Raw genomic sequence first — 21,138 nt, 5'->3', positions numbered from 1 at the left:
ATTATTTTTTAATCAATCTTCCAGCATTCATCTCGAATACCTCATCACATAGTGATTCTATATCCTCTCTATTGTGAGACGCTAACAATATTAAATTTCCTTCTTCACGCAGTTTCATAAATAATTTTCTCATGTCATCCACGCCTTGATTATCTAATCCATTCATTGGTTCATCTAATATTAAAATATTAGAATATTCCATTATCGCCTGCGCAATTCCAAGACGCTGTTTCATGCCCATTGAGTATTTCGAAACTTTTTTTCTGGATGAAGGATCAAGTCCAACTAATTTTATACAGTCTATGATATGATTAAGGTCACATCTTCCCCTGATTGAGGATAACAATTGCAAGTTTTTAACAGCGGAATAATTAGGCAAAAAACCCGGTGCTTCTATAATTATACCGAAATCATTAAGTAGATGAGCATTCTCTGACATTTTTTGACCATCTATTAGTATTTCTCCTGATGATGGCAATAGGAATCCACAAATACATTTCATTAAAACAGTTTTCCCCGATCCGTTTCTGCCAATAAGTCCATATATCTTTCCCTTTTCCAACTCCATAGAAACACGGTCTAACACTACATTATTATCAAAGTTCTTACTCAGGTTTTTCACTTTAACTCTAACATCAGCCATGATAATCACCCTTAATCTCCATTCGTGCGGTATGTTTATTAAGTATTATTAAGATTACTGTCAGCATAAGCATAAACATTCCCGCCGCATAAAACACCGACGGATAATCTGAATCCAAAACAGGAGTTAAACAGCCGATACTAACCCATGTCATTGGTGATACCCAATACAATGCAGATATCCTATAATAAATCACAATTGGACTAATCAATATTAAAATACACGCAATAGCTATTCCAAGCGCTTTATTATTAGAGATAACATTGACAACATAGACAAGCATCCCCAACATCCAACACCCTAAAACCAGTAATGTGAACGATAGTAAAGTAGCTTCAACCGGATTATAGATATCAATTATTCTGCTATTTATCACAAAAACTGAAGCATATTGCACAGAGGCATCAGTATAAGCCAAAGTGCTAATGATTTTTCCCCAGCCCAACTGAAATTCCAAATTCGGTAAAAAACATATGATACTAAACAAATAAATTATTGCTGCATAAATAACAGAAACTGCTCCTATAAATAATGCATCGCCAAATACACCTGCTTTGTACCCTGTACGTATAATAAAATAATATTTTTCCTGATACATCTTAGAAACGTTGCAAATAACAGCCACAAAACCAAGTAATATTAAAATTTTCATTACCCCTGAAGCAACCACATAGTCGCTCAAAAAAAATGTGAAAAAATAGGGTGTAATAGGAACCCCTGTCATTTTTATCATAATACGTATGTCCTTGGTATACTCAAAAATAACAATAAAAATAATAACAATTATAATCCAGAAATGTTGGTTATATAATATATTGTTCATTTTTATTTTAAAATAGTTCCAGGATTTTTTAAAGCACTCCTTCATAGCCTTTTCTCCTCAATTTCAAATAAGAGAGAGCCGTAAACAATACAATCCCAGCAATATTTACCAGTATCTTATAAAAATAATTTACCCACATATCTCCATTTAGTAATAACACATTATTTCCATAGGCTGGTATATATAATATTTCCGGGAACAGGAATGTCACACTCGCTAAAGCAAAATATAAAATAGTTGGCATACATATAGCTGCCAGTGAATCGGTTAAAAAGATAGAAATATAGAATCCGGCCACGCAAAATATCAGAACAGATAAAATAAACAAGACTGATGTCAGCGTAAGCCACAGCCATGCGTGTTCATGCGGTGGCAGCTCTTCAAATGAAGCAAATGCTTCTTGTGGGAAAATAGGGTTTTCTAGTTCTGTCAGCGGCATTTTAGATGCCAAAATTATGAAATAAACTGTAACTCCTCCAATATAAGCAATGATCCCTGAAATACAAATAGCAATGATTCTGGATATAATATATATTTTCAAACCACTTCGGACAATAATATATTTTAAATAGTGACAATTAAAATCAACACAAAAACTGTCTGTATAAATTGAAGCAATAATGACAAGTAAAACAATTTTAAACCGATCGAAATGTATAATGAAATTATATACTCCAATAATGTCATACCCCTCAAGCGATCTTCCATAATATAGATCTCTTAATACATCCACCTGACTCATCAGGCATACAGCGGCAATGAGAATAATCTTAACCACATATGATTTTCTATACATGCTTCGATACAAATCATATCTAATATTTTCTAATATTTTTTTCAATCAAACTCTCCCCCACAATGGCTAATTATATCTCATTTAATTATTCTGTATTCTATAAATTTATTATAACAATTATCTAATTTTTTTCAATTAAATATCCCTTAACAGTATCATTCCTGTCCCCCAATTAATAATTCTGAATACTTTCAAGCATCACTAAGTCTGTCGGAAAAGAAATGCAATGGACCTGTAAATAAAGTTTACTAAATATTTATGAATTCAAAAAAGACGGGCAGGGAGTTGTCCCAGGCCCGTCTACGGCTCATAACTGCTAAATTTTATTTTCTAGCAACGCTAAATTTTCATTCATAATTTTATTGGGTAGTGACCCCAGGGGATTAACCGCAGCCACTTTCACTTATTTTACTGCTCTATATCTTCAGTTTCCTCATTCCCGGCAACAGTAATACTCCCCGGAGCTTTCACGGTGCGGACATTGACCCCGTTCACCTCAATATGGTCGTCCACCGCAATCACAAGGCACTGCCTTCCGTCAATAATCCTCGTCTCTACGAGGTCCATGCGCTCCGGATTTACCTTGATCACAACGTCCGGCGTCTCGATATTGAACTTACGTGTCTCCGCGATATTGGCTGCCAGAAGGGAAGCCTTTTCTCCTGCTGTCTCCTCAAAATTCTCTTCAAACGTTTCCATCTTCTCATTCGGTACACCGCTCTTTTCAAAGATTTTTTTAACATCCGTCTTGTCAAGAGCAAGCGGCTCGGGCTCTTCCTTATGCTCCTCAATCAGTTCGTTCAGGGTCTCATGGATATTACGGACAGTCTCGTAATCCCCGTCCTCTCCAAGTGTATCCTCGATCAGCATCTGGAATGTCTCTTTCTGTGTATCTGCGGACATCGGCATCTTGGCACCTAACACATGGTCGATAAATTCTTCCTGCAGATCCTCAGACTTTTTCGTATAGTATAAAACACCGTGGATATCCATATTACGGTCTGTAAATGCAGGAAACAAAAATCCTTTATCCGGCACATCTACGATCCAGTCACGAATTCTGTCCTGTATCCTATTATCCTCCGCATTGTAGCAGAGCCCCGGCTTGGAAAGGCTGACCGGGCAGATACTGCAGAGCAGGTACTCATATACATTATCAGACGCATCGAACATCTCGATATTATCCGAGGATTTACCGGGGATATCGTACATTGCATGTATAAGGACGATATAATAGTTTTCTTCATATATGTAGCTTTCGATTACTTTATCATAAAATTCTTCCAGAAGCATATCGTCTTCCAGCTTACTGTTCCGAAGCTTCATTAGGAATTCCTGTGTTCCGCCCGGCATCTCCGCGTCCAGCGGGAACTCCATGTTCAGCATATTGCGCCCCATTGTGCCTGACATTGTCTTTTTGAAAATATCAAAGTACTTAAATGCCTCTTCTTCCGGAAGGGAAAGGAATGCATCTCTCGATTCCATTTTCTTATTCTTTTCATGGTCTACATAGCATCCACAGATGCGGGTGATGGCACAGTTGGCTGGTGTAAATTGTTTTCTTATCTCCAGTACTTCTTTCTTATTCATTTATCTTCCCTCTTTCTTCTATGACTTAATATCTGCACAAAACCTGCTTTACTGTTTACAGGGCTGCCTGTGAACAACAGCGTAATGCTATTTTACACCGAAAACCGATTTCAGAAAAGCATTGATTTCTTATTTAATCTATGATAGTATAAATTTCACAAATACAACATTGAAATGCATTCGGAAGCGAAAAGTATTTTCCCTCCGATGAAAGATGCTTGTCCCTGCCGCCGGGTAGGGAAACTAAAAGCATTCGTGCCCCATACCGGCAGGCCTTAGAAGGTATGGGGGAGCGAATGCTTTTATTTTGTCCGAAAGAATCCATATCATATGAAAACAGGAGAATAATAAAATGAACCAGACGAACTCTATTTTACGAACCTTTATCAAATACGTCTCCGCAAATATACTGGGAATGGTCGGCCTTTCCTGCTATATTCTGGCGGATACCTTTTTTATTGCAAGAGGCGTCGGAGCCGACGGGCTGACCGCGCTCAACCTTGCAATCCCGGCCTACAGCTTTGTGAATGGACTGGGGCTGATGATCGGGATCGGCGGCGCAACCCGTTACTCCATCGCCGGAGGAAGAGGCGATAAAACTGTAAGGAAGACCATCTTTACCCAGGCTTTTTGTTTTATGCTTTGTCTTGCAGCAGTATTTTTTCTGATCGGCCTGTTTCTGCCCTATCAGCTGGCCGGCCTTTTGGGCGCTGATTCCACGATCCTTTCACTGACCGGTGTTTATCTGCGCATCCTGCTCTTATTCGCACCGATGTTCATGATGAATAATCTGCTAATTGCTTTTGTCCGCAACGACGGCAGGCCGCAGCTCTCTATGACAGCCATGCTGCTTGGAAGCTTTGCCAATATTGTGCTGGATTACATTCTCATATTTCCGCTTCAGCTGGGAATGGCAGGTGCCGCCCTGGCAACTGGAATCGCCCCTGTTATCAGTATGCTTGTCCTTTCGCGGCATTTTATCAGGAAAGAAAACAACTTTTCTTTCTGCCGTACCGGAATACATTTCAAAAGTATCAGGGATATTTGTTCTCTCGGAGTTTCCTCTCTGATTGTAGAGGTTTCCTCCGGGGTAGTTATGATCATTTTCAATATGCTGATCCTGAAAGACAGCGGTAATCTGGGCGTTGCCGCGTATGGCATTCTCGCGAATATCGCACTTGTACTGATTTCTATTTTCACCGGTATCTCACAGGGCATCCAGCCGGTCTTAAGCAGCTGCTTCGGGAAAAAGGAACATGGAAATATCAAAAAGGTGCTTCGCTATGCCCTGGTTACATCTGGTCTGTTTGCGCTGTTTTCTTATGGATGCATGTTTTTCTTTTCCGATCCAATCGTGGAGCTTTTTAATAAAGATAAAGATGTGGCTCTCCATGCAATTGCAGTGCAGGGAATGCATATTTACTTTACGGCCTTCCTGTTCATCGGAATTAATATCATTACTGCCGCCTATTTCAGTTCCATCGACAGGCCGGGAAATGCATTCCTTATTTCATGCCTAAGGGGATTTTTACTGGTTATTCCACTTGCTTTTATCCTGTCAGCCCTCTTCGGGCTCACCGGAATCTGGCTGACAGTGCCTGCCGCTGAAGCATTGGTAACTATGGTAGTTTTGTTCCTGCTTTGCCGTTCAAGATAAAACAACAGCCGGAGCACAAATGCCCCGGCTGCTTTAGACTTCTTTACTTTTAAGAAAGATATTTGACCAGCAGTCTACGGTATTCCGACTGGATCCCATAATAATTCTGAAGTGCGGTTGCACAGTTTTCTGCCACTTCGTCTATGATCGCATTGAAATTTTTCTTCATCGTACCGACAACTTCGGGATTTAACTTTCCTTCATCAGACATCTCCTGAATAATAGACAATGTACGGTCCTTGGAAAAAGCAGATTTGTAACTCCGCGTTCCTATCAGCGCACTGACAATATCTGAAACCGCCACGATCTCCTCGTCCAGAGTCATATCCTCCCCCGTAAGCCCGCGGGGATAACCGCTCCCGTCAATTTTCTCATGGTGTCTCAGGGCGATCCTCGTGACATCTTCCGCCGCTGCTTTATTCAGTATCCGCTCTGTGATGTCCACGTGTGTCCTCATGATATTCATCGCCTGTGCACTAAGCTTTCCCGGATATTCCAGTATCTCCACCGGGATTCCGATTTTACCGAGGTCGTGCAGCATCGCCCCATACCTTATCCGTTCGATCCGATCCGCTGAAATCCCCATATAGCGGGCACAGCTGCTGCTGATGCTGGTTGTCGTAATTGTATGCGTTACTGTATGCTGACTGCGGAAATCTATGGCATATGTCATCATCCTGAGATACTTCATACATTCGTCCTCAGTTAGAGTCACACCCGGGTAAACCTCATAGAAATCAATGCTCTCCTCTTTTAACTTGTCATAAATGGAAAATTCATTCTGAGCCTGTAAAAAAGACGCTGTAACTTCATCCGAAAACTGGCCCGGACGCCTCTTGTCCAGATATTCTACTGCTGCCTCCCACATCTTGGCGTTTGTTCCTTCCTGCCTGGCATTTCTGCTGAAAATCTCCATCCGGTCGGCTAGGCTTATCATCTGCGCTACCTTCTTTATTTCCTGCCTTGTATGGGGAATCCTTTCATAGGGCACATGGTGGTACAGGACCGCCTCGGCCCATTCATCCAGTGGAGAAAGATAACGCAGGAACAGATAACCATATATGGAGTGCTCCCATACGTCTCCCGTTTCGAACTGCACCAGACGGTCTATCTCTTCCGTCTTGTAGGCCCCTATATCATGCAGTACAGAAAGGATGCAGATATCCTGCATCTCTTTATCCGTAAATCCGCCATCCACTTTCAACATTCCAGATACCAGATATGCCACCCGCACACCATGCTCTACAAGCCGGGTATCGACCTCATTCAAGGTTCGCTGGATTACCCCGATAATATCCTCACTTTTAATTATGGAACCTGTTATCATCTCTTTTCCTCCACTGCGAGTCTTCCTGCCTTTCAGCTCTAGCGCGCAGAAATCCATATCATTTTATTTATTAAGCAATTTTTCAGTTTTCATAAGTCCATTTTCATATCTTTCAATCTTATCATCGAGTCTCTCCAGAGATGCCCTCATATCTTCCATCCTGTCCACAAGCTGGCTGCGTTGTTCAACCAGAATTGCTTTTCTTGCATCAAGCGTAGAATCACCCTGCTTATATAATGCCACATATTCGATCAGTGCCTCAATCTGTACACCCGCTTTACGCAGGCATTTCATCATTTCGATCCAGCGGCAGGAATCTTCATCGTAATTCCTCACGCCCCCCTTTGTTCTGGGAACCGGCGGGATCAGGCCTATTCTTTCATAATAGCGGAGTGTATCGGCGGTGATATCATACTTTTTACTAACTTCTGTTATCGTCATCATATGCCCCCTTTTCCTCCGAGTTCCAGATCCATGCTGCCTGACCTGAATCCGTCCAGATCAAGCGTCACATATCTGTATCCTAGCCTCTTTAAGTAGTCTGTGATTTCTTTTTTATATTTCAGCACCTGCTCCAGCCGGTCCCGGTCAACTTCTATGCGTACGAGTTCATCCTGGACCCGCAGCCTCACATTATAAAAGCCAAGCGTCTTAATGTATGCTTCCCCCGTAGCTGCCGCCAACATCTTTTCTTTAGTCAGCCTTGTCCCGTATGGGAATCTGGTTGCCATACACGGGGCCGCCGGGCGTTCCGCTACTGAAATTCCATATTCGGCTGCCATCTGCCGTACTTCCTGTTTCGTAAATCCCGCATCCTTAAGAGGGCTTACGATCCCCAGTTCCTCAACTGCCTTGATTCCCGGGCGGTACGCCTTCAAATCATCTGCATTGGTCCCCTCCAAAATCATGTCGATTCCAAGCTGGCAAACCCTCTCACGCAGTCTGGAAAACAAAAGTCTTTTACAGAGATAACAGCGATTAACCGGATTCATCTCAATTCCCGCTTCCTCCAGTTCATTTATACGGAGAACGATATGATATGCCCCCGTTTCCTCCGCTACTTTTTCAGCCGTTTTTAAATCCTCCATCGTATGAAGTTCGGTCTGCATCGTAACTGCATATACCCTGCTTCCATATGCTTCTGCCTCCTCACAGGCAGCTTTCAGAATCAGGCTACTGTCTGCCCCTCCTGAAAATGCCACTGCAACATCGTGTTTCGTATATTCCCCCATGGCATTCAGGAAGGCCTTTCGCTTCTTACTGTACTCTGTCATGGGCTTCCCTCCCAACTAATTCATATACTTCCTGCCAGGACAGCCCTGTTTTTCTGCTTAACTGCGCTACACTCTCATATTCCGGATAAATGCGTGTTCCTGATGGAAGTCCGCATATCTTTATGACAGCTTTTCCAAGAGAAGTCTCAATTTCCTTAGTTTCTCTCTTTAAAACACTCCGCTCCATCTTCTGTCTGCGTATACCGATCGTTGTAGTCTCCATGAAAATGATTTCTTCCATCTTTTCAACATCTTTTTCACTACAGATAACATTCAGCTGATATGCGGGACGGTTTTTCTTCATAAAGACGGGCATATAATGGACATCCCTCGCACCGGCTTCAAGCAGTCTTTGCATCACATAACCGAGGGCCTCGCCTGTACAGTCATCAATATTCGTTTCCAGTTTATAAATACAATCTTCTTCAATCTCTCTGGATTCAATCAGCATCGCACGGAGCAGGCTTGGCCTTTCATAGCTTCTCTTTCCGGCTCCGGTCCCAGTTCTTTGAATGGTAAACTTATCCGGCAGCTTTTCCGACGTCCGGACCGCTGCTGCAATGGCAGCCCCAGTCGGTGTTACAAGTTCTCCCTCTATCCCCGTCATATGAAGTGTCAGGGCGTATGCCTGTACTATGGCAGACACCGCGGGTACCGGGACAGGAATCATCCCGTGCTGGCATCGGATATATCCTGACCCCTCATTCAAAACGGGGATAATCACCTCTTCGATTCCCAGATTATCCAGACAGACTGCTGCCGCCGCAATATCGATGATAGAGTCAACAGCCCCCACCTCATGGAAATGTACTTCTTCCACAGGCACACCATGTGCTTTTGCTTCCGCCTGTGCCAGAATTTCAAAAATATGTACCGCACACTTCTTTGCAGCCTCTGTCATGGCCGAATCCTTTATAATAGAAAGAATATCCGCCAAATTCCGGTGTTCGTGAGTATGGCTGTGAGCTGCTGTTTCCCCGTGGTTATGCTCATTGTCATGTCCATGAGTGTGTTCATGGCTATGGTTATGACCGTGCACCGGCTCATGTATGCCGTCCCCGTGTCCGTGAAGATACGCCATGTCGTGGTCATGATTTTCATGCTCCTCATCCAGAATCACGCGAAAATCGCAGGCGTCCAGTCCATTTTTTGAGACCCTGCTGATCTCGATCCGGTGGCCGGAAACATGCAGGCTGTCCAGTGTGTCCCGTAAAACCTTCTCATCCGCACCAAGGTCCAGAAGCGCCGCGACTACCATGTCTCCACTGATTCCCGAGCCACACTCCATGTATAATGTTCTGCTCATTGTCTCTCCCCCAGTCTGTTAATCTGTGTCGCAATATACCCTGCCCCGTAGCCATTGTCAATATTAACTACCGCGATCCCGTTGGCACAGGAATTAATCATCGTAAGCAGTGCTGAAAGGCCGTGGAAATTGGCTCCATAACCGACTGATGTGGGCACCGCAATAACAGGCTTATCTACAAGCCCCCCAAGCACACTGGCCAGAGCCCCCTCCATACCTGCCGCCGCAACTACACAGTTGGCGCTCTGGATAACATCCAGACGGGACATCAGGCGATGTATGCCGCTGACACCAACATCATATATCCGCTCCACATAGCTCCCAAAATATTCTGCCGTCTGGGCCGCTTCCTCCGCAACCGGAATATCCGCTGTCCCTGCCGTGCAGACAGCAATTTTCCCGATATGCTCTTTTTCTTTCTTTTCGATCTTAAGTATTTTGGAAAGAGGGTCGTATTCTGCCTCCGGCAGTTCCTTCTTCAGGAAATCATACTGTTCTTTTGATGCCCTTGTCCCGAATACCTCGCCTTCCTCCTCATACAGCTTTTTATAAATATCAAGTAAATGCTCATCCGTCTTCCCGCTGCAAAAGACCACCTCCGGAAAACCGGACCTTAACTTTCTATGGGTATCCAGCTTTGCATACCCCATCTCCTCAAAAGGCTCCCTCCGGAAATACTGTTCCGCTTCCTCAACGGACATCTCGCCTTTTCTGACTTTTTCCAGCACCTCATGTGTTTCCATCTATTGTCACCTCATTCTTCGTGGTCATCTTCTTATTATATCTGTTCTTCACTCCGTTGTCACGCAGCCTGCTGCATTTTTTTAAGTTGATAGACAGAGTCGGTTCTATTTCAGACACATCTTAAATATTTCTTCAATATCCTTTTGCTTAAGAGACTTGAATCCCTCCAGTGTCTCTCCCATACATGCCTTTTTTGCCATGATTTCAAAATTACTGTCATCAATCCCTACTTCTTCAAAGCTGCTTTTCAGTCCCAGTATACCATATAAAAATTCCTTCAGCATCTCAATACTCTTCTTAGCGGCCTCCATTTCAGGAAGGGAAGCATCAATCCCAAATACATTTACCCCAAATTGATAGTATTTAGAAGCAGTTGTCTCATCCAGACAGTATTCCATCCATCTCGGTGTCAGAATTGCCAGGCCCAGGCCATGTGTGATGTCATAGATTGCCGAAACCTCATGCTCCATCGGATGGCAGCTCCATTCCTGCTGCTTTCCTCCATTCACAAATCCATTGATTGCCCAGCTCGATGCCCACATCAGATTGGCGCGTGCCTCATAATTATCTGGCTCCTTCATGGCTGCAGGCGCAAACTTTATGATTGTCTTCATCAAACCTTCCATAAAGCAATCAAGCATATATAAATCCTGCTCCATGTTAAAATAAACTTCCATAATATGTGACATCATATCGGCTGCCCCGCATGCCGTCTGGTACTCACTGACAGAATACGTCAGTGTCGGGTCAAGGAAAGAAACCTTTGGAAGGAGCTGCGGTGCCAGCCTTCCGATCTTATCTTTTGTCTCAGGATTACTGATCACTCCGCCCGGGTCCATCTCAGACCCCGTCGCAGAGAGCGTCAGTACGGTAACAATGGGAAGTGCTTTTTCTATCGGTGCCCACTTACTGAAAAACTCCCACGGATCATGGTCCACGCAGGCTCCTGCTGCCATATACTTAGTCGCATCAATCGTAGATCCTCCACCGACAGCCAAAAGAACATCGATCTTCTCATCCTTACAAATCTGAGCCCCTTTTCGCACAGAATCGATACGCGGATTTGGCTCAATCCCTGACAGTTCAAACAATTCGAGTCCTGCCTTCCTGATTTCATCAGTAACACTGTCATACAGGCCTGATTTTTTGATAGAGCCCCCGCCGTAAGTAAGCAGTACCCTGTTTCCGAATTTCTTTAACTCCGCCCCGAGATTTCCAAGCTGGTTCTCGCCAAAATATACCTTTACAGGGATATCATATACAAAACCGTTCATAAAAAATGCCTCCTTCTTTTTATACAATCGTATAAAATCTAAGTTAACCTTGTTCCGGCATTTCTGCCTGATAGTAGCATACGCCTTGAAGTTAACTCCAAGTCAAGACTTTTTTCTATATTGAAGCCGTTACTATTCATCCGTATAAAAATATCGGAAACGAATCTGTAATGCTGCACATGATTCTTTTCAATCCCTGATAAAAATAAAATATGCCCTAAGTGCTTCACTAACCATGAAAAGACCATGATTAAGAAGTCACTTAGAGCATATAACACCTTTAACTTAATCCAACACCTTTCTTCTGAACACCCTCACCGAAACCAGATAAATCCCCGTAAATACCGCCAGTATAGAAACCGCACTGTAGATATTTACCTTGAACAAATCTTCCTTCATGACGTTTCCCAGTGCCTTTATGGCAAACCATGAGGTTACCGTCATCAACAGGAACGGGCAGTAATAAGTAAAACGGATTTCCTGCCTGATAGATTTTCCTAATGTTTCCCTGTCGATTCCCAGTTTCATAAGCACACCGTAGCGCTCTCTGTCCTCACAGGCATCATTGTTCAGTTTAATAAAGATAATACTGCCGCCCGCGAGGATCAGTGTCACGAACATAAAGATGCACAGGGAATACATGACACGGATCCATGCTTCGTCCTTCCCTTCCGGACTGTTAAAATTTACACCAACATTCCAAAGACCGTCCTCCCCCTGTTCTGCGAGTGACTTTAGGTAAGGTCTGGATGCATCCAGATTTGCAGGATCTTCAAGCTTATAATTATACATATGGGCTACAATTCCCAATGGTTCCAGCTTTTTATAAACCTCGTCATTCACCACATAAATGCTCATCGCCCCCTGCATTTCCCCGAGATACGGTGTATCGTCTTCCGCCAGAATACGGAACTTATCATCCCCGATCTGAACCTCCTTTGGACCGTTATACCCTACAAAACTCATTAATATAACATGCGACAGTTCAATCACTTCATCCTGCTTTAATTCGGAATACCCGAACTTAAGATGTGCCTGCCCGGCTGCATTTTTGACCTGGGAATATGGGATAATCCCATAATTAGAGTTTGTATACTCTGTATGGAAATAACTTGGATCCAGCATCAGGTAAGATACTTCGGCACTGTATTCCACCTTGTTTTCCTGTTCAATCCCTTTTTCTATTTCATCTTTATCCATTTCTTCCTGTGCGACTACCTGAATCGTAAACGTATCTCTGAAATGCGTCATTTTATCATAGCGCTGCTTCATAGCAATGGACGTACCAAGTACAGAAACTGAACAGATCATCAGAATCGTCACCATAGCGTAAGTGCGGTAATTCCGCTGGATTCTATAGGACAGATTATTGATCCACAGCGTTCTTTGTTTCTGATATAAAAAATCCTTCCTTCCGGTCAGTTTTCTGATAAAGAACGGGATTGCCCCGCCAAACAGAAGGTATGTTCCGGCAATCACCAGCACGACAGCTGCAAAAGCGTATGTCAGAGTATCTATTTCCCCAGTCCTTACTGCACATATATAGCCTGCCGCCAGTATTAGGATGCCTGTGATTACCTTTATGAGAGTTAACCATGTTTTTTCCGGTTTCATTTCCTCCTGTTTTGCTCCGGAAAGCATACTCAGTACACTGCTCCTTGTAATCGAAACATAGCCTTTCAGAATCATGAGCCCATATATGATAAAAAATACAGCTGCAGTGACCAGAACTGGTTTTAAAGTAAAAGAAAAACGGATATCCACACTGATCTCAGAAAGTTTCAACAGCAGCATTTGAAACAGCTTCGAAAATCCCGCCCCCGTGGCCAGGCCGATAACCAGCGAGAACAAACCGATAAAAAATGCCTCCAGCGCATACATCTTTCCAATCCTTATATTATCCAGCCCCATAAACGTATAGATTCCGATTTCTTTTTTCCTCTGTTTCAAAAATACATTTGTCGCATACCAGATGAAGAAAAACAGAAATACACCAAATACTACAGAGGCCGCATTTACGACCACATCAATATACTCTTTCTTCATACTGTTCAGGACATCCATCGAATCCGAGTACACAATATTCTGAAAGTTAAAAAAGATAAAAATAGAGAATGACAGCGATATGATCAGCGCCGCATATTCTCGTAAGCTTCTCTTGAAATTAGAAAATGCCAGCTGTATCAGACTCATTCCCTGTCACCTCCCATTGAAGCAAGCAGGTCCAGAATCTCCTCGTAAAACTCTTTCCGGCTGCCTTTATTATAAACCCTGCACTGTATCTGCCCGTCAGCAAGCATATAGACCTGTTTTGCATAGCTTGCCGTATATGCATCATGGGTCACCATCAGGATTGTTGCCCTCCCGGAATCATTTGCAGCCTTTAAGCTCATCAGCAGATCCCTGCTGGACTTTGAATCCAGCGCCCCGGTCGGCTCATCTGCAAATATAATCTCAGGTTCCGTAATGAGCGCCCTTGCACTGGCCCCTCTCTGCTTCTGGCCTCCTGAAAGCTGGTACGGATGCTTTGCAAGGTGTTCCTCCAGCCCAAAAAGCTTCGCCATGTTCTTCACACGTTCTCGGACTTCTTTACTCTTCACGCCATTTAAAGAGAGCGGCAGTGCAATGTTATCCTCAAGGCTCATATTGTCCAGCAGATTATACTCCTGAAAGATGAACCCGATCTTATCCCTGCGGATAACTGACAGACGCTTGTTGTCAGCCTTTGTCACATCCTCGCCGTCCAGAAAAATCTGCCCTCTGGTTGGTTTATCCAACGTTGAGAGCATATTCAGCAAAGTAGACTTTCCTGCTCCACTGGGCCCCATGATGGCGATAAAATCCCCCTCTTGGATATCCAGATTAATCCCCTTGAGAACACGTGTCTCATATTCTTTTTTCCCAAAACTTTTCACAAGATTTCTGATTTCAACTATCTTTTTCATTTCTATAGCCTCCTTTGTTTACTAAAAGTGTAACAAAAAGGCGGCCTTAAATCCTTTCATCCGTATAACAGTGCCTCCCCTTTTCTAACAGTTCTGCAAGGTTCCTTACAAAATAAGATACGAATCGTTATTTTGAAAATGCAGTTCAAATGTTGTTCCCGCTCCATGTTCTGAATATACCTTTATCTGAATGCCCAGATGTCCTGCCGTTTCCCGCACAAAATATAGCCCCATTCCGGTAGAGCGATAATCTCCTGCACGCAGATTGCTCCCGATATACCCACGCTCAAAAATGTAAGGAATCTCTCCGTTTTTAATCCCGATTCCATTGTCCCGGACATTCAGCACCACACCGTCTGCCGACTCCCGCATTGCACTGAAATGAAGTTCCGGTGCCTCCTGCCTGTATTTCACAGCATTCCCGACCAGCTGGTCCAGGATATAGACAAGCCACCTCCTGTCTGTATACACTGCAGTATCCCCGCAGTTCTTCCCGATCTGAAAATGATTCTGAATCAGGAAATAGGACTGGTTCCGTAGTGCTTCGCTCACACACTCATCCAGAGAAACACGCTCGAACTTGACGTCATTTTCCATGTTTTTGAGCTTATTGCTCATCATCATTATATTTAAAAGCTGCTGGATTCTTTCAATGCAGTCCTGCATCTCCGTATTCAGCTCCCGGTCCTGATTCCTCTCATTCATCAGTCCAAGGGCTGACAGCGGAAGTTTGACCTCATGCGTCCATTTTGTTATATAGTCCGTCAGCATATCCATATCTTCACAGAGGGAGCGGATTTCTTCCTCGTGGTCACCTTCCATCGTAAAAAGCAGATCTGTCATTCGTTTTCCCAGGAGCCGCTCAAGCTCACTCCTGTGCCGCCTGATATCGTCCCTGAAAATGTGCGGAATCTTTTTCCACCTTCTGTAATCCAGACAAACTGCCGCTGCGGCAGCCGCAATAAGAACTGCATCGAGATAGAACAGATCCTGAACATAAAGTCTGCTTGCACAGAGGACTAAAAAATACAGATTAATAAAACCGAGGATCAGTACACCTGTCAAAATCTGTTTTTCCCGTTCGCGGAAATAATTTTTCATTCGATATAATACCCCATTCCCTTTTTCGTAACGACCACATCCTGTCCTCCGGTAATCTCATTCAGTTTCGTTCGTAACCGGGAAACCAGCACCGTAAGCGATGCGTCCGTGACAAATTCATCCGTGTTCCAAAGCTGCTGCATCAGTTTCTCCCTGCTGACGATGCTCCCCCGTTTCGACAGCAGGGTGGACATAATCTTACTCTCGGATCTGGTCAGTTCCACCGATTTTCCGTCACAGAAAAACATACCGTTCTCATAATACATGCTGTCATTTAAATAGTCCCTGTCATTGGCCGTATACTCGTAAGCCCTGCGCAGCATTGCCCGGATCTTCAACAGAAGCAGTTCGGGGTCAAATGGTTTTTCCACATAATCATCCCCGCCGGACGCCATTGCCATCACCTTATCCGCATTCTGGTCCCGGCTGGATAAAAACAGCACGGGCACATTAGAAATCTTACGGATCTGCTCACACCAGTAAAACCCGTCATAATATGGCAGATTAATATCCATCAGTATAAAATCCGGCTGGCACTGAATATATTCCTGCGTAATTTCCCGAAACCCTTTGGCGCAGACGGCCTCAAATCCCCACCGCCTGCACAGCAGAGCCAGCTCATTGGCCAGCGTCATATCATCTTCTACAATCAGAATCTTCATCGTCATCTCTCCCTAAACTCAAATGTATGCTAGAGGTGTTTGAAGTTCTTGTACAATGAATCCTCAAACACGCCCCAAATTCCCCCACCAAGTGTTCAGGTATACCTTTACACTAAGCCCAGCAAGACCTTTCTAAATGTAAATAGTATACCATGAACACTAGATTCGAAAGCACCTCACCAAGTATTCAGGTATGCATTTTCACTAAGCTCGATAAAACCTCGCTAAGTGTAAATAGTATACCATGAACACTAGATTCGAAAGCACCTCACCAAGTGTTCAGGTATGCATTTTCACTAAGCTCGATAAAACCTCGCTAAGTGTAAATAGTATACCACATGAATTACGGAAAAAAAGATACCTTGCAAAACTGTAATAAAAGAAAGAGTGCGCACGTTACAGTTCTGTCCCATTCATCCCCAGCGGCAAAATGTACAAAAATACCGGTGAAATAATCACCGGCATTCGCTTCTGCCTCTATTACATTATAAAAAAATGTCCCTTTTACATTTCACCGCTAATTCTTTTCACATCCTCCTCTGAAAGCATTTCCATCATAGATACAATTTTTTCAATCGGCATGCCTTCTTCCAAGAGCCTTTTAGACAATTTCTCTTCTGCCTGTCTGACCGCAATCCGACTCTGTTTTTCTGCATATTCCTTTGCGTATTCCTTTGCGTATTCTTCTACTATATCACACATCATCTCCACCCCTTCCCTGCTTTTTTTGAGTTGTGCTTTTCTTATGGATGTGTTCGGAAATTGTTCGTAATTATATGCCTCTGCATTCGTATAGATTCTCATTAATTCAGCAAGATCACTTCCATCCTCTACCTTTGTATTTACATAAATTTCTTCCATGCCATTGTATACTCTGGTATTCATTTCCCGAACCGTTCTATCCACATGATATATAATTTTATTTCCTTTAAACATATCAAACTGGGATATGTAAATTACGATTAGATCGGGAATCTTTTCAAACTTTGTTCCCGGATCCATAACATTTGCCGTAATACATGATGCATTATATCTGACCCGTTTCTGATGATTATCATTATCACTCTTTTGTACCTCAACATTTATAAATGTGCCATCCTGTTTTTCACACAAAGCGTCAACAATTACCGAACGTCCCTGCAGATTCTTAATAGAATTCTGTGGTACTACTTGAACAACCTTAATATTCTCTTCCAAAATTGTCGAAAACATTTCTTCGCAGAAACCAATATCTTCTGACATTTTTTGAAAAAGAGTATCGTCAATTATATTTAACCGCTTTACCCTTTCTCGCACTTCATTAAAATCTTTCACTCACCTTCTCCTTCCCTTTTGTGTTAATTCATTTTTATTCGGGAAGATTATTGAGCCTCATCAGATATTTCCGTTTCTTTTTTATTTTAGCATAATTAGCGGAATTTGTCATTGACCGGGTTCTGTTCCCTAATAAAAATCTTCTTGTTTTTCATCAAACTGTAATCTGGCTGAAAATGCCTGAATTCAGATACAAACAGCATATGGCTGTTGAAAAGACAGTTATAATATTCGAAATGAATCTGTCTTGATTTTTGATGTAGTGCTATTCTACCATAATATATCAGTTAAAGCAATATTGGAATTTTCACAAAATACTTTCCACAATACTTTGGACATCGACAGGAATAGAGCGTGTACAATGATTCCTTGACACGCTCTAAACTTATTCTAGTCCATTACTTCCTCTGTTTCTGACTCAAACGACGCCCGGTCCGAGGTAACATCAAAGACCAGTTTCTTCCCCCTCCAGAACTGGTAGCGCACAAGGCAGGCAGGACTTTCTTTTATCATCCTCTTCATACTCCCCATCTGCGGTGCATGAAGTCCCAGTGCATGTTCGCTTAGTTTTGTGATTCTCACTTTCATCTTCCCCTGTGTGAGTGTGACAGTGTCGGGTCCATAATCAGTCACCCGTGCACCATAGTAGGTTCCTAGCCTGTACTCTCGTCCCTTGTAATGAATCGCGCAGATACAGCCCAAAAGGCTGACTCCGAACACTGGGACATCTGCCACGGAAACCATGATACTGTTTTTTTCCTGCATTCCAAATCCGCACTGTGTCCAGAGATATGTCTTTGGGAAGGAAGATCCCCAGTCCGTCTCAATGTATCCGCGCCCTCCTGTAAACACGACCCGCTCGCCATTAATCTTCAGACTCCCGGCCAGGTCATGGGCCATACTGATCACGCCGTGATGGCACTGCAGACAGGGAATCCATCGAAAAAATCCCATAATGTCGCCCTTGATCTTCCTGAATTTCGAATACATAATCTGCCCTTCAACCGAAACCCGGGAATCGTGTATTTTAATCCGGATTCCCTTTTCCGAAAATACATTTTCTCCTATTTTTACACAAAACTTTTTTCTACTGATCCTGCAGCTTTCAACCGGGTAAGTGAAGTACCATGCACCGTCATCCAGCACGACCTGTATGGAGGCTGACCAGCCTCCTTTTTTATCTGCGTGCAGTGCTGGAATAAATGCAATCGTCTTCCCCATGTTCTGATGTTTTAAATACCAGCCTTCAAAATAGGGATAGCGCCTGCCGATCCCGTGAAAGTATTGTTCTTTCATCTAGTCCTCCTCCCATATATAACATTCGGTATCTTCCTGCGCGGGCTCATCAAGCTTTCTCCCCTGATAGTCAAACCGTGAACCGTGGCATGGGCAGTCCCAGCTTTTTTCCTGTGCATTCCATTCCAGCTGGCAGCCAAGGTGGGGACATTTGACAGATACCGCATACTTTTTTCCTGTTTCGGATTTATATACCCCGTATTTCTGGCCGTCATGTTCTATCACGGCACCCTCGCCAGGCCGTATTTCCTCCAGTTTTTCTTTCGGTATGCCCGCTGCGCGTTTCAGAAGTCCGGCTGCCGCGTGCCCGCTGTCTTTGATAAAATTTGCTGCCGATGCCTGAATGTTATACCTCTGGGGGGAAAATACATCCGCATAAGGGCACTCTCTTTTCAGAATCAGGTCTGTCAGTATCATTGCAGATACCATAGAGCTTGTCATACCCCATTTTCCAAAACCAGTGGCTACATACCAGTCCGGACAGGAGCGGCTGAATAGCCCGATATAGGGAATGTTGTCTAAAGTCATACAGTCCTGTGCCGACCATCTGGCAGTTTCTTTACATCCGGGCCAGTATTTTTCCGCCATATGCGCCAGATAGTCATAAGAGTTCCCCGCCGTCTTCTTTCCTGTACGGTGTCCGCCCCCGCCGATCAAGATTTCTTCGCCCGCGCTTCTGAATGACAATGCATCTTCATCGATTCCATAATACATACCGTTAAAACTGCATGTCTGTTTTACGGAAACAACATAACTTCTCTCCTGATGCATCCTCATAAAGTAATATCCCGGAACATTCTGAAATGGATAGTGACATGCAAACACGATGTTCTTAGCTGTTACCTGCCCCAGATCCGACGTTACAGTGTGTCCCTCCACATGCTTTACTTTTGTATTTTCATAGATCTTCAGATCCCCCGCAATGCTGTACAAGAATTTCAATGGGTGGAATCTTCCCTGATTTTCGAATTTCAGGGCTAGTTTTACCGGAAACGGAAGCTCGGTCTTTTCCGTCAGTTCCCCCGGAATCCCGAGTCTTTTTGCCGCTTCATATTCCTGTCGCAGCCTTTTTGAATCGACAGAAGTATACAGATAAGCCGGGCAGTCCCCCCACTGACAATCCATCTGGTACTTCTCTGCAAGAATCCGATACCGGTGTATTGCCTCCTGATTTGCGGCTGCATACTGCCTGGCTTTCTCCTTCCCCACGCTCTGGAGCAGCCGGTCATAGATCAGACCGTGCTGTGCTGTTACTTTTGCGGTCGTATTTTTCGTCTGCCCGCTGCCGATTCTGTTCTCTTCCAGTATCACACATTCCACACCCGCCTGCTCCAGAAAATGAGCCGTCAGGACTCCCGCCATTCCGCCTCCAATGATGACAGTATCTGTACTGATATTTCCCGACAACGGATCTCTTTTTCCGGCAGATGCCGATATACTCCATATTGATTTTTTCACCATTTACGTTCACCTCATCAATAGGATTGACCGGACTGGAAATTATATACATGGCAGTTCCCAGACTTACAAAACATGTTCCTGAACGTTTTTTTATTTTCTGGATAAAATTGTAATTTTTTTCACAATCCCATTGTCTTTATTGTATTAATGTGCTAAATTATTAGGGTAGATTTATTGTTTTTTTCGTACATTCGTTTTCTATGCAGTCAGTCAACAGCAGTACCTGCCAAACACAGGTCCACATTCTGAGAGGATTTGAATATGAAGATTTCAACATTTACCGGATCACTGTCATCAGGCCACTTACCTGACAACCCAACATGGTATATAGACACCTGCAAAAGAAAGCTGCTTTTTATCTCTTCCAATGCAGATGCCTTGCGCAGCAACATTCAATTTATCAGACCACATCTTAAAAATGTTGACACAATCATTCTCTCTGCAGGCTGTACAGACGTGTCCAGAGAGCTTCAATATTTTCTTGCAGCCTGCCCCTGTGCAGACTTTTATCTCCCCCGGGTCCCCTCAGAAAAATATGTTCTGGATATTAATAAGAAACTAAACGGATACTGTCAGGCGGAACTGAAGGACAGTATCTTGTGCCGCACACATTTTACGGATGACATGTACAGCATCGGGCAGCATTTTCTCATATTTGGAAATGACACCCGGCATTTAGCTGCAAAAGAACACAGACAGAGTCTGCTAGTCCAAAAAAGCAGCCATGCCGTGCTGTTTTCCAACACTGACAGGACTGCTTCTTCAGACAGAAATATCCTCACCTCTGCCCAGAAATTAACCCGGGCACAGATCAAATATATTTATGACTGCGAGGGTGGACATCTGGTACAGACAAATTATTCAAATTTTTGTTCATGATTAAGAAACAATTTCTCGACAGGCGGTGAAAGTCCGCCTGTTTTTA

The 21,138-nt window shown here is 43.5% G+C and carries 19 protein-coding genes; 2 read left to right on the top strand and 17 right to left on the bottom strand.

The genetic code is table 11. The annotated features are described in order from the left end of the window. Position 1: 1 nt before the first annotated feature. The 4 genes from A8806_RS20260 to A8806_RS20245 all read right to left on the bottom strand — a co-directional run bounded on the left by A8806_RS20260 (position 2) and on the right by A8806_RS20245 (position 3,852). Positions 2 to 643 carry an ATP-binding cassette domain-containing protein gene (locus A8806_RS20260; RefSeq protein WP_109733054.1) on the bottom strand — a complete coding sequence of 214 codons (642 nt, stop codon included), beginning with the start codon at positions 641 to 643 and terminating at the stop codon, positions 2 to 4. Then, positions 636 to 1,511 (bottom strand): hypothetical protein, encoded by an 876-nt coding sequence (locus A8806_RS20255; protein WP_109732987.1) that lies wholly within the window; start codon positions 1,509 to 1,511, stop codon positions 636 to 638. Before A8806_RS20255 ends, A8806_RS20260 begins: the two co-directional genes overlap by 8 nt. Further along, positions 1,495 to 2,307 (bottom strand): hypothetical protein, encoded by an 813-nt coding sequence (locus A8806_RS20250; protein ID WP_109732986.1) that lies wholly within the window; start codon positions 2,305 to 2,307, stop codon positions 1,495 to 1,497. Before A8806_RS20250 ends, A8806_RS20255 begins: the two co-directional genes overlap by 17 nt. A gap of 363 nt (positions 2,308 to 2,670) precedes the next feature. Next, the gene (locus A8806_RS20245; protein ID WP_109732985.1) at positions 2,671 to 3,852 is read right to left on the bottom strand and encodes a DUF4317 domain-containing protein; all 1,182 of its coding nucleotides are present in this window, start codon (positions 3,850 to 3,852) and stop codon (positions 2,671 to 2,673) included. A 352-nt stretch (positions 3,853 to 4,204) separates the two neighbouring features. On the opposite strand from A8806_RS20245, the gene A8806_RS20240 reads away from it, so the two are divergent. Then, a complete protein-coding gene (locus tag A8806_RS20240; protein ID WP_109732984.1) occupies positions 4,205 to 5,509 on the top strand; it encodes an MATE family efflux transporter in 1,305 nt (434 codons plus the stop codon). 49 nt (positions 5,510 to 5,558) lie between these two features. On the opposite strand, the gene A8806_RS20235 is transcribed toward A8806_RS20240, so the two are convergent. The 13 genes from A8806_RS20235 to A8806_RS20175 form a co-directional block, all read right to left on the bottom strand. Then, on the bottom strand, positions 5,559 to 6,836 hold the full coding sequence (locus tag A8806_RS20235) for an HD domain-containing phosphohydrolase (protein WP_109732983.1): 1,278 nt from the start codon (positions 6,834 to 6,836) through the stop codon (positions 5,559 to 5,561). A 63-nt stretch (positions 6,837 to 6,899) separates the two neighbouring features. Further along, entirely contained in the window at positions 6,900 to 7,277 is a 378-nt protein-coding gene (locus tag A8806_RS20230; protein WP_109732982.1) for a MerR family transcriptional regulator, read from the bottom strand. Then, the gene (larE, locus tag A8806_RS20225) at positions 7,277 to 8,110 is read right to left on the bottom strand and encodes an ATP-dependent sacrificial sulfur transferase LarE (protein WP_109732981.1); all 834 of its coding nucleotides are present in this window, start codon (positions 8,108 to 8,110) and stop codon (positions 7,277 to 7,279) included. Before larE ends, A8806_RS20230 begins: the two co-directional genes overlap by 1 nt. After that, a complete protein-coding gene (gene larC, locus A8806_RS20220; RefSeq protein ID WP_109732980.1) occupies positions 8,094 to 9,416 on the bottom strand; it encodes a nickel pincer cofactor biosynthesis protein LarC in 1,323 nt (440 codons plus the stop codon). The genes larE and larC overlap by 17 nt, the downstream gene beginning before the upstream one ends. Continuing rightward, positions 9,413 to 10,159, bottom strand: coding sequence for a nickel pincer cofactor biosynthesis protein LarB (gene larB, locus A8806_RS20215; RefSeq protein WP_109732979.1), 747 nt, complete (start codon positions 10,157 to 10,159; stop codon positions 9,413 to 9,415). The genes larC and larB overlap by 4 nt, the downstream gene beginning before the upstream one ends. A 105-nt stretch (positions 10,160 to 10,264) precedes the next feature. Continuing rightward, entirely contained in the window at positions 10,265 to 11,434 is a 1,170-nt protein-coding gene (locus A8806_RS20210) for an iron-containing alcohol dehydrogenase (protein WP_109732978.1), read from the bottom strand. A gap of 285 nt (positions 11,435 to 11,719) precedes the next feature. After that, positions 11,720 to 13,627 carry an FtsX-like permease family protein gene (locus tag A8806_RS20205; RefSeq protein WP_109732977.1) on the bottom strand — a complete coding sequence of 636 codons (1,908 nt, stop codon included), beginning with the start codon at positions 13,625 to 13,627 and terminating at the stop codon, positions 11,720 to 11,722. Then, positions 13,624 to 14,379, bottom strand: a complete 756-nt coding sequence (locus A8806_RS20200) for an ABC transporter ATP-binding protein (RefSeq protein ID WP_109732976.1) — start codon at positions 14,377 to 14,379, stop codon at positions 13,624 to 13,626. The genes A8806_RS20205 and A8806_RS20200 overlap by 4 nt, the downstream gene beginning before the upstream one ends. A 105-nt stretch (positions 14,380 to 14,484) precedes the next feature. Continuing rightward, positions 14,485 to 15,480, bottom strand: a complete 996-nt coding sequence (locus A8806_RS20195; RefSeq protein WP_109732975.1) for a sensor histidine kinase — start codon at positions 15,478 to 15,480, stop codon at positions 14,485 to 14,487. Further along, the gene (locus A8806_RS20190) at positions 15,477 to 16,142 is read right to left on the bottom strand and encodes a response regulator transcription factor (protein WP_109732974.1); all 666 of its coding nucleotides are present in this window, start codon (positions 16,140 to 16,142) and stop codon (positions 15,477 to 15,479) included. Before A8806_RS20190 ends, A8806_RS20195 begins: the two co-directional genes overlap by 4 nt. Before the next feature lie 504 nt (positions 16,143 to 16,646). Further along, positions 16,647 to 17,456, bottom strand: coding sequence for an Rpn family recombination-promoting nuclease/putative transposase (locus A8806_RS20185; protein WP_109732973.1), 810 nt, complete (start codon positions 17,454 to 17,456; stop codon positions 16,647 to 16,649). A gap of 390 nt (positions 17,457 to 17,846) precedes the next feature. Next, positions 17,847 to 18,752 carry a tocopherol cyclase family protein gene (locus A8806_RS20180; protein WP_109732972.1) on the bottom strand — a complete coding sequence of 302 codons (906 nt, stop codon included), beginning with the start codon at positions 18,750 to 18,752 and terminating at the stop codon, positions 17,847 to 17,849. Beyond that, a complete protein-coding gene (locus tag A8806_RS20175) occupies positions 18,753 to 20,213 on the bottom strand; it encodes an FAD-dependent oxidoreductase (RefSeq protein ID WP_109732971.1) in 1,461 nt (486 codons plus the stop codon). A 261-nt stretch (positions 20,214 to 20,474) separates the two neighbouring features. Here A8806_RS20175 and A8806_RS20170 point away from each other — a divergent pair, with 261 nt between their 5' ends. Further along, entirely contained in the window at positions 20,475 to 21,092 is a 618-nt protein-coding gene (locus A8806_RS20170; RefSeq protein WP_109732970.1) for an MBL fold metallo-hydrolase, read from the top strand. The last annotated feature ends 46 nt before the right edge of the window (positions 21,093 to 21,138 follow it).

The organism is Faecalicatena orotica (genome assembly GCF_003149245.1).
GTDB classification, from domain to species: domain Bacteria; phylum Bacillota; class Clostridia; order Lachnospirales; family Lachnospiraceae; genus Faecalicatena_A; species Faecalicatena_A orotica.
This window is presented reverse-complemented; position numbering and strand designations above follow the sequence as displayed.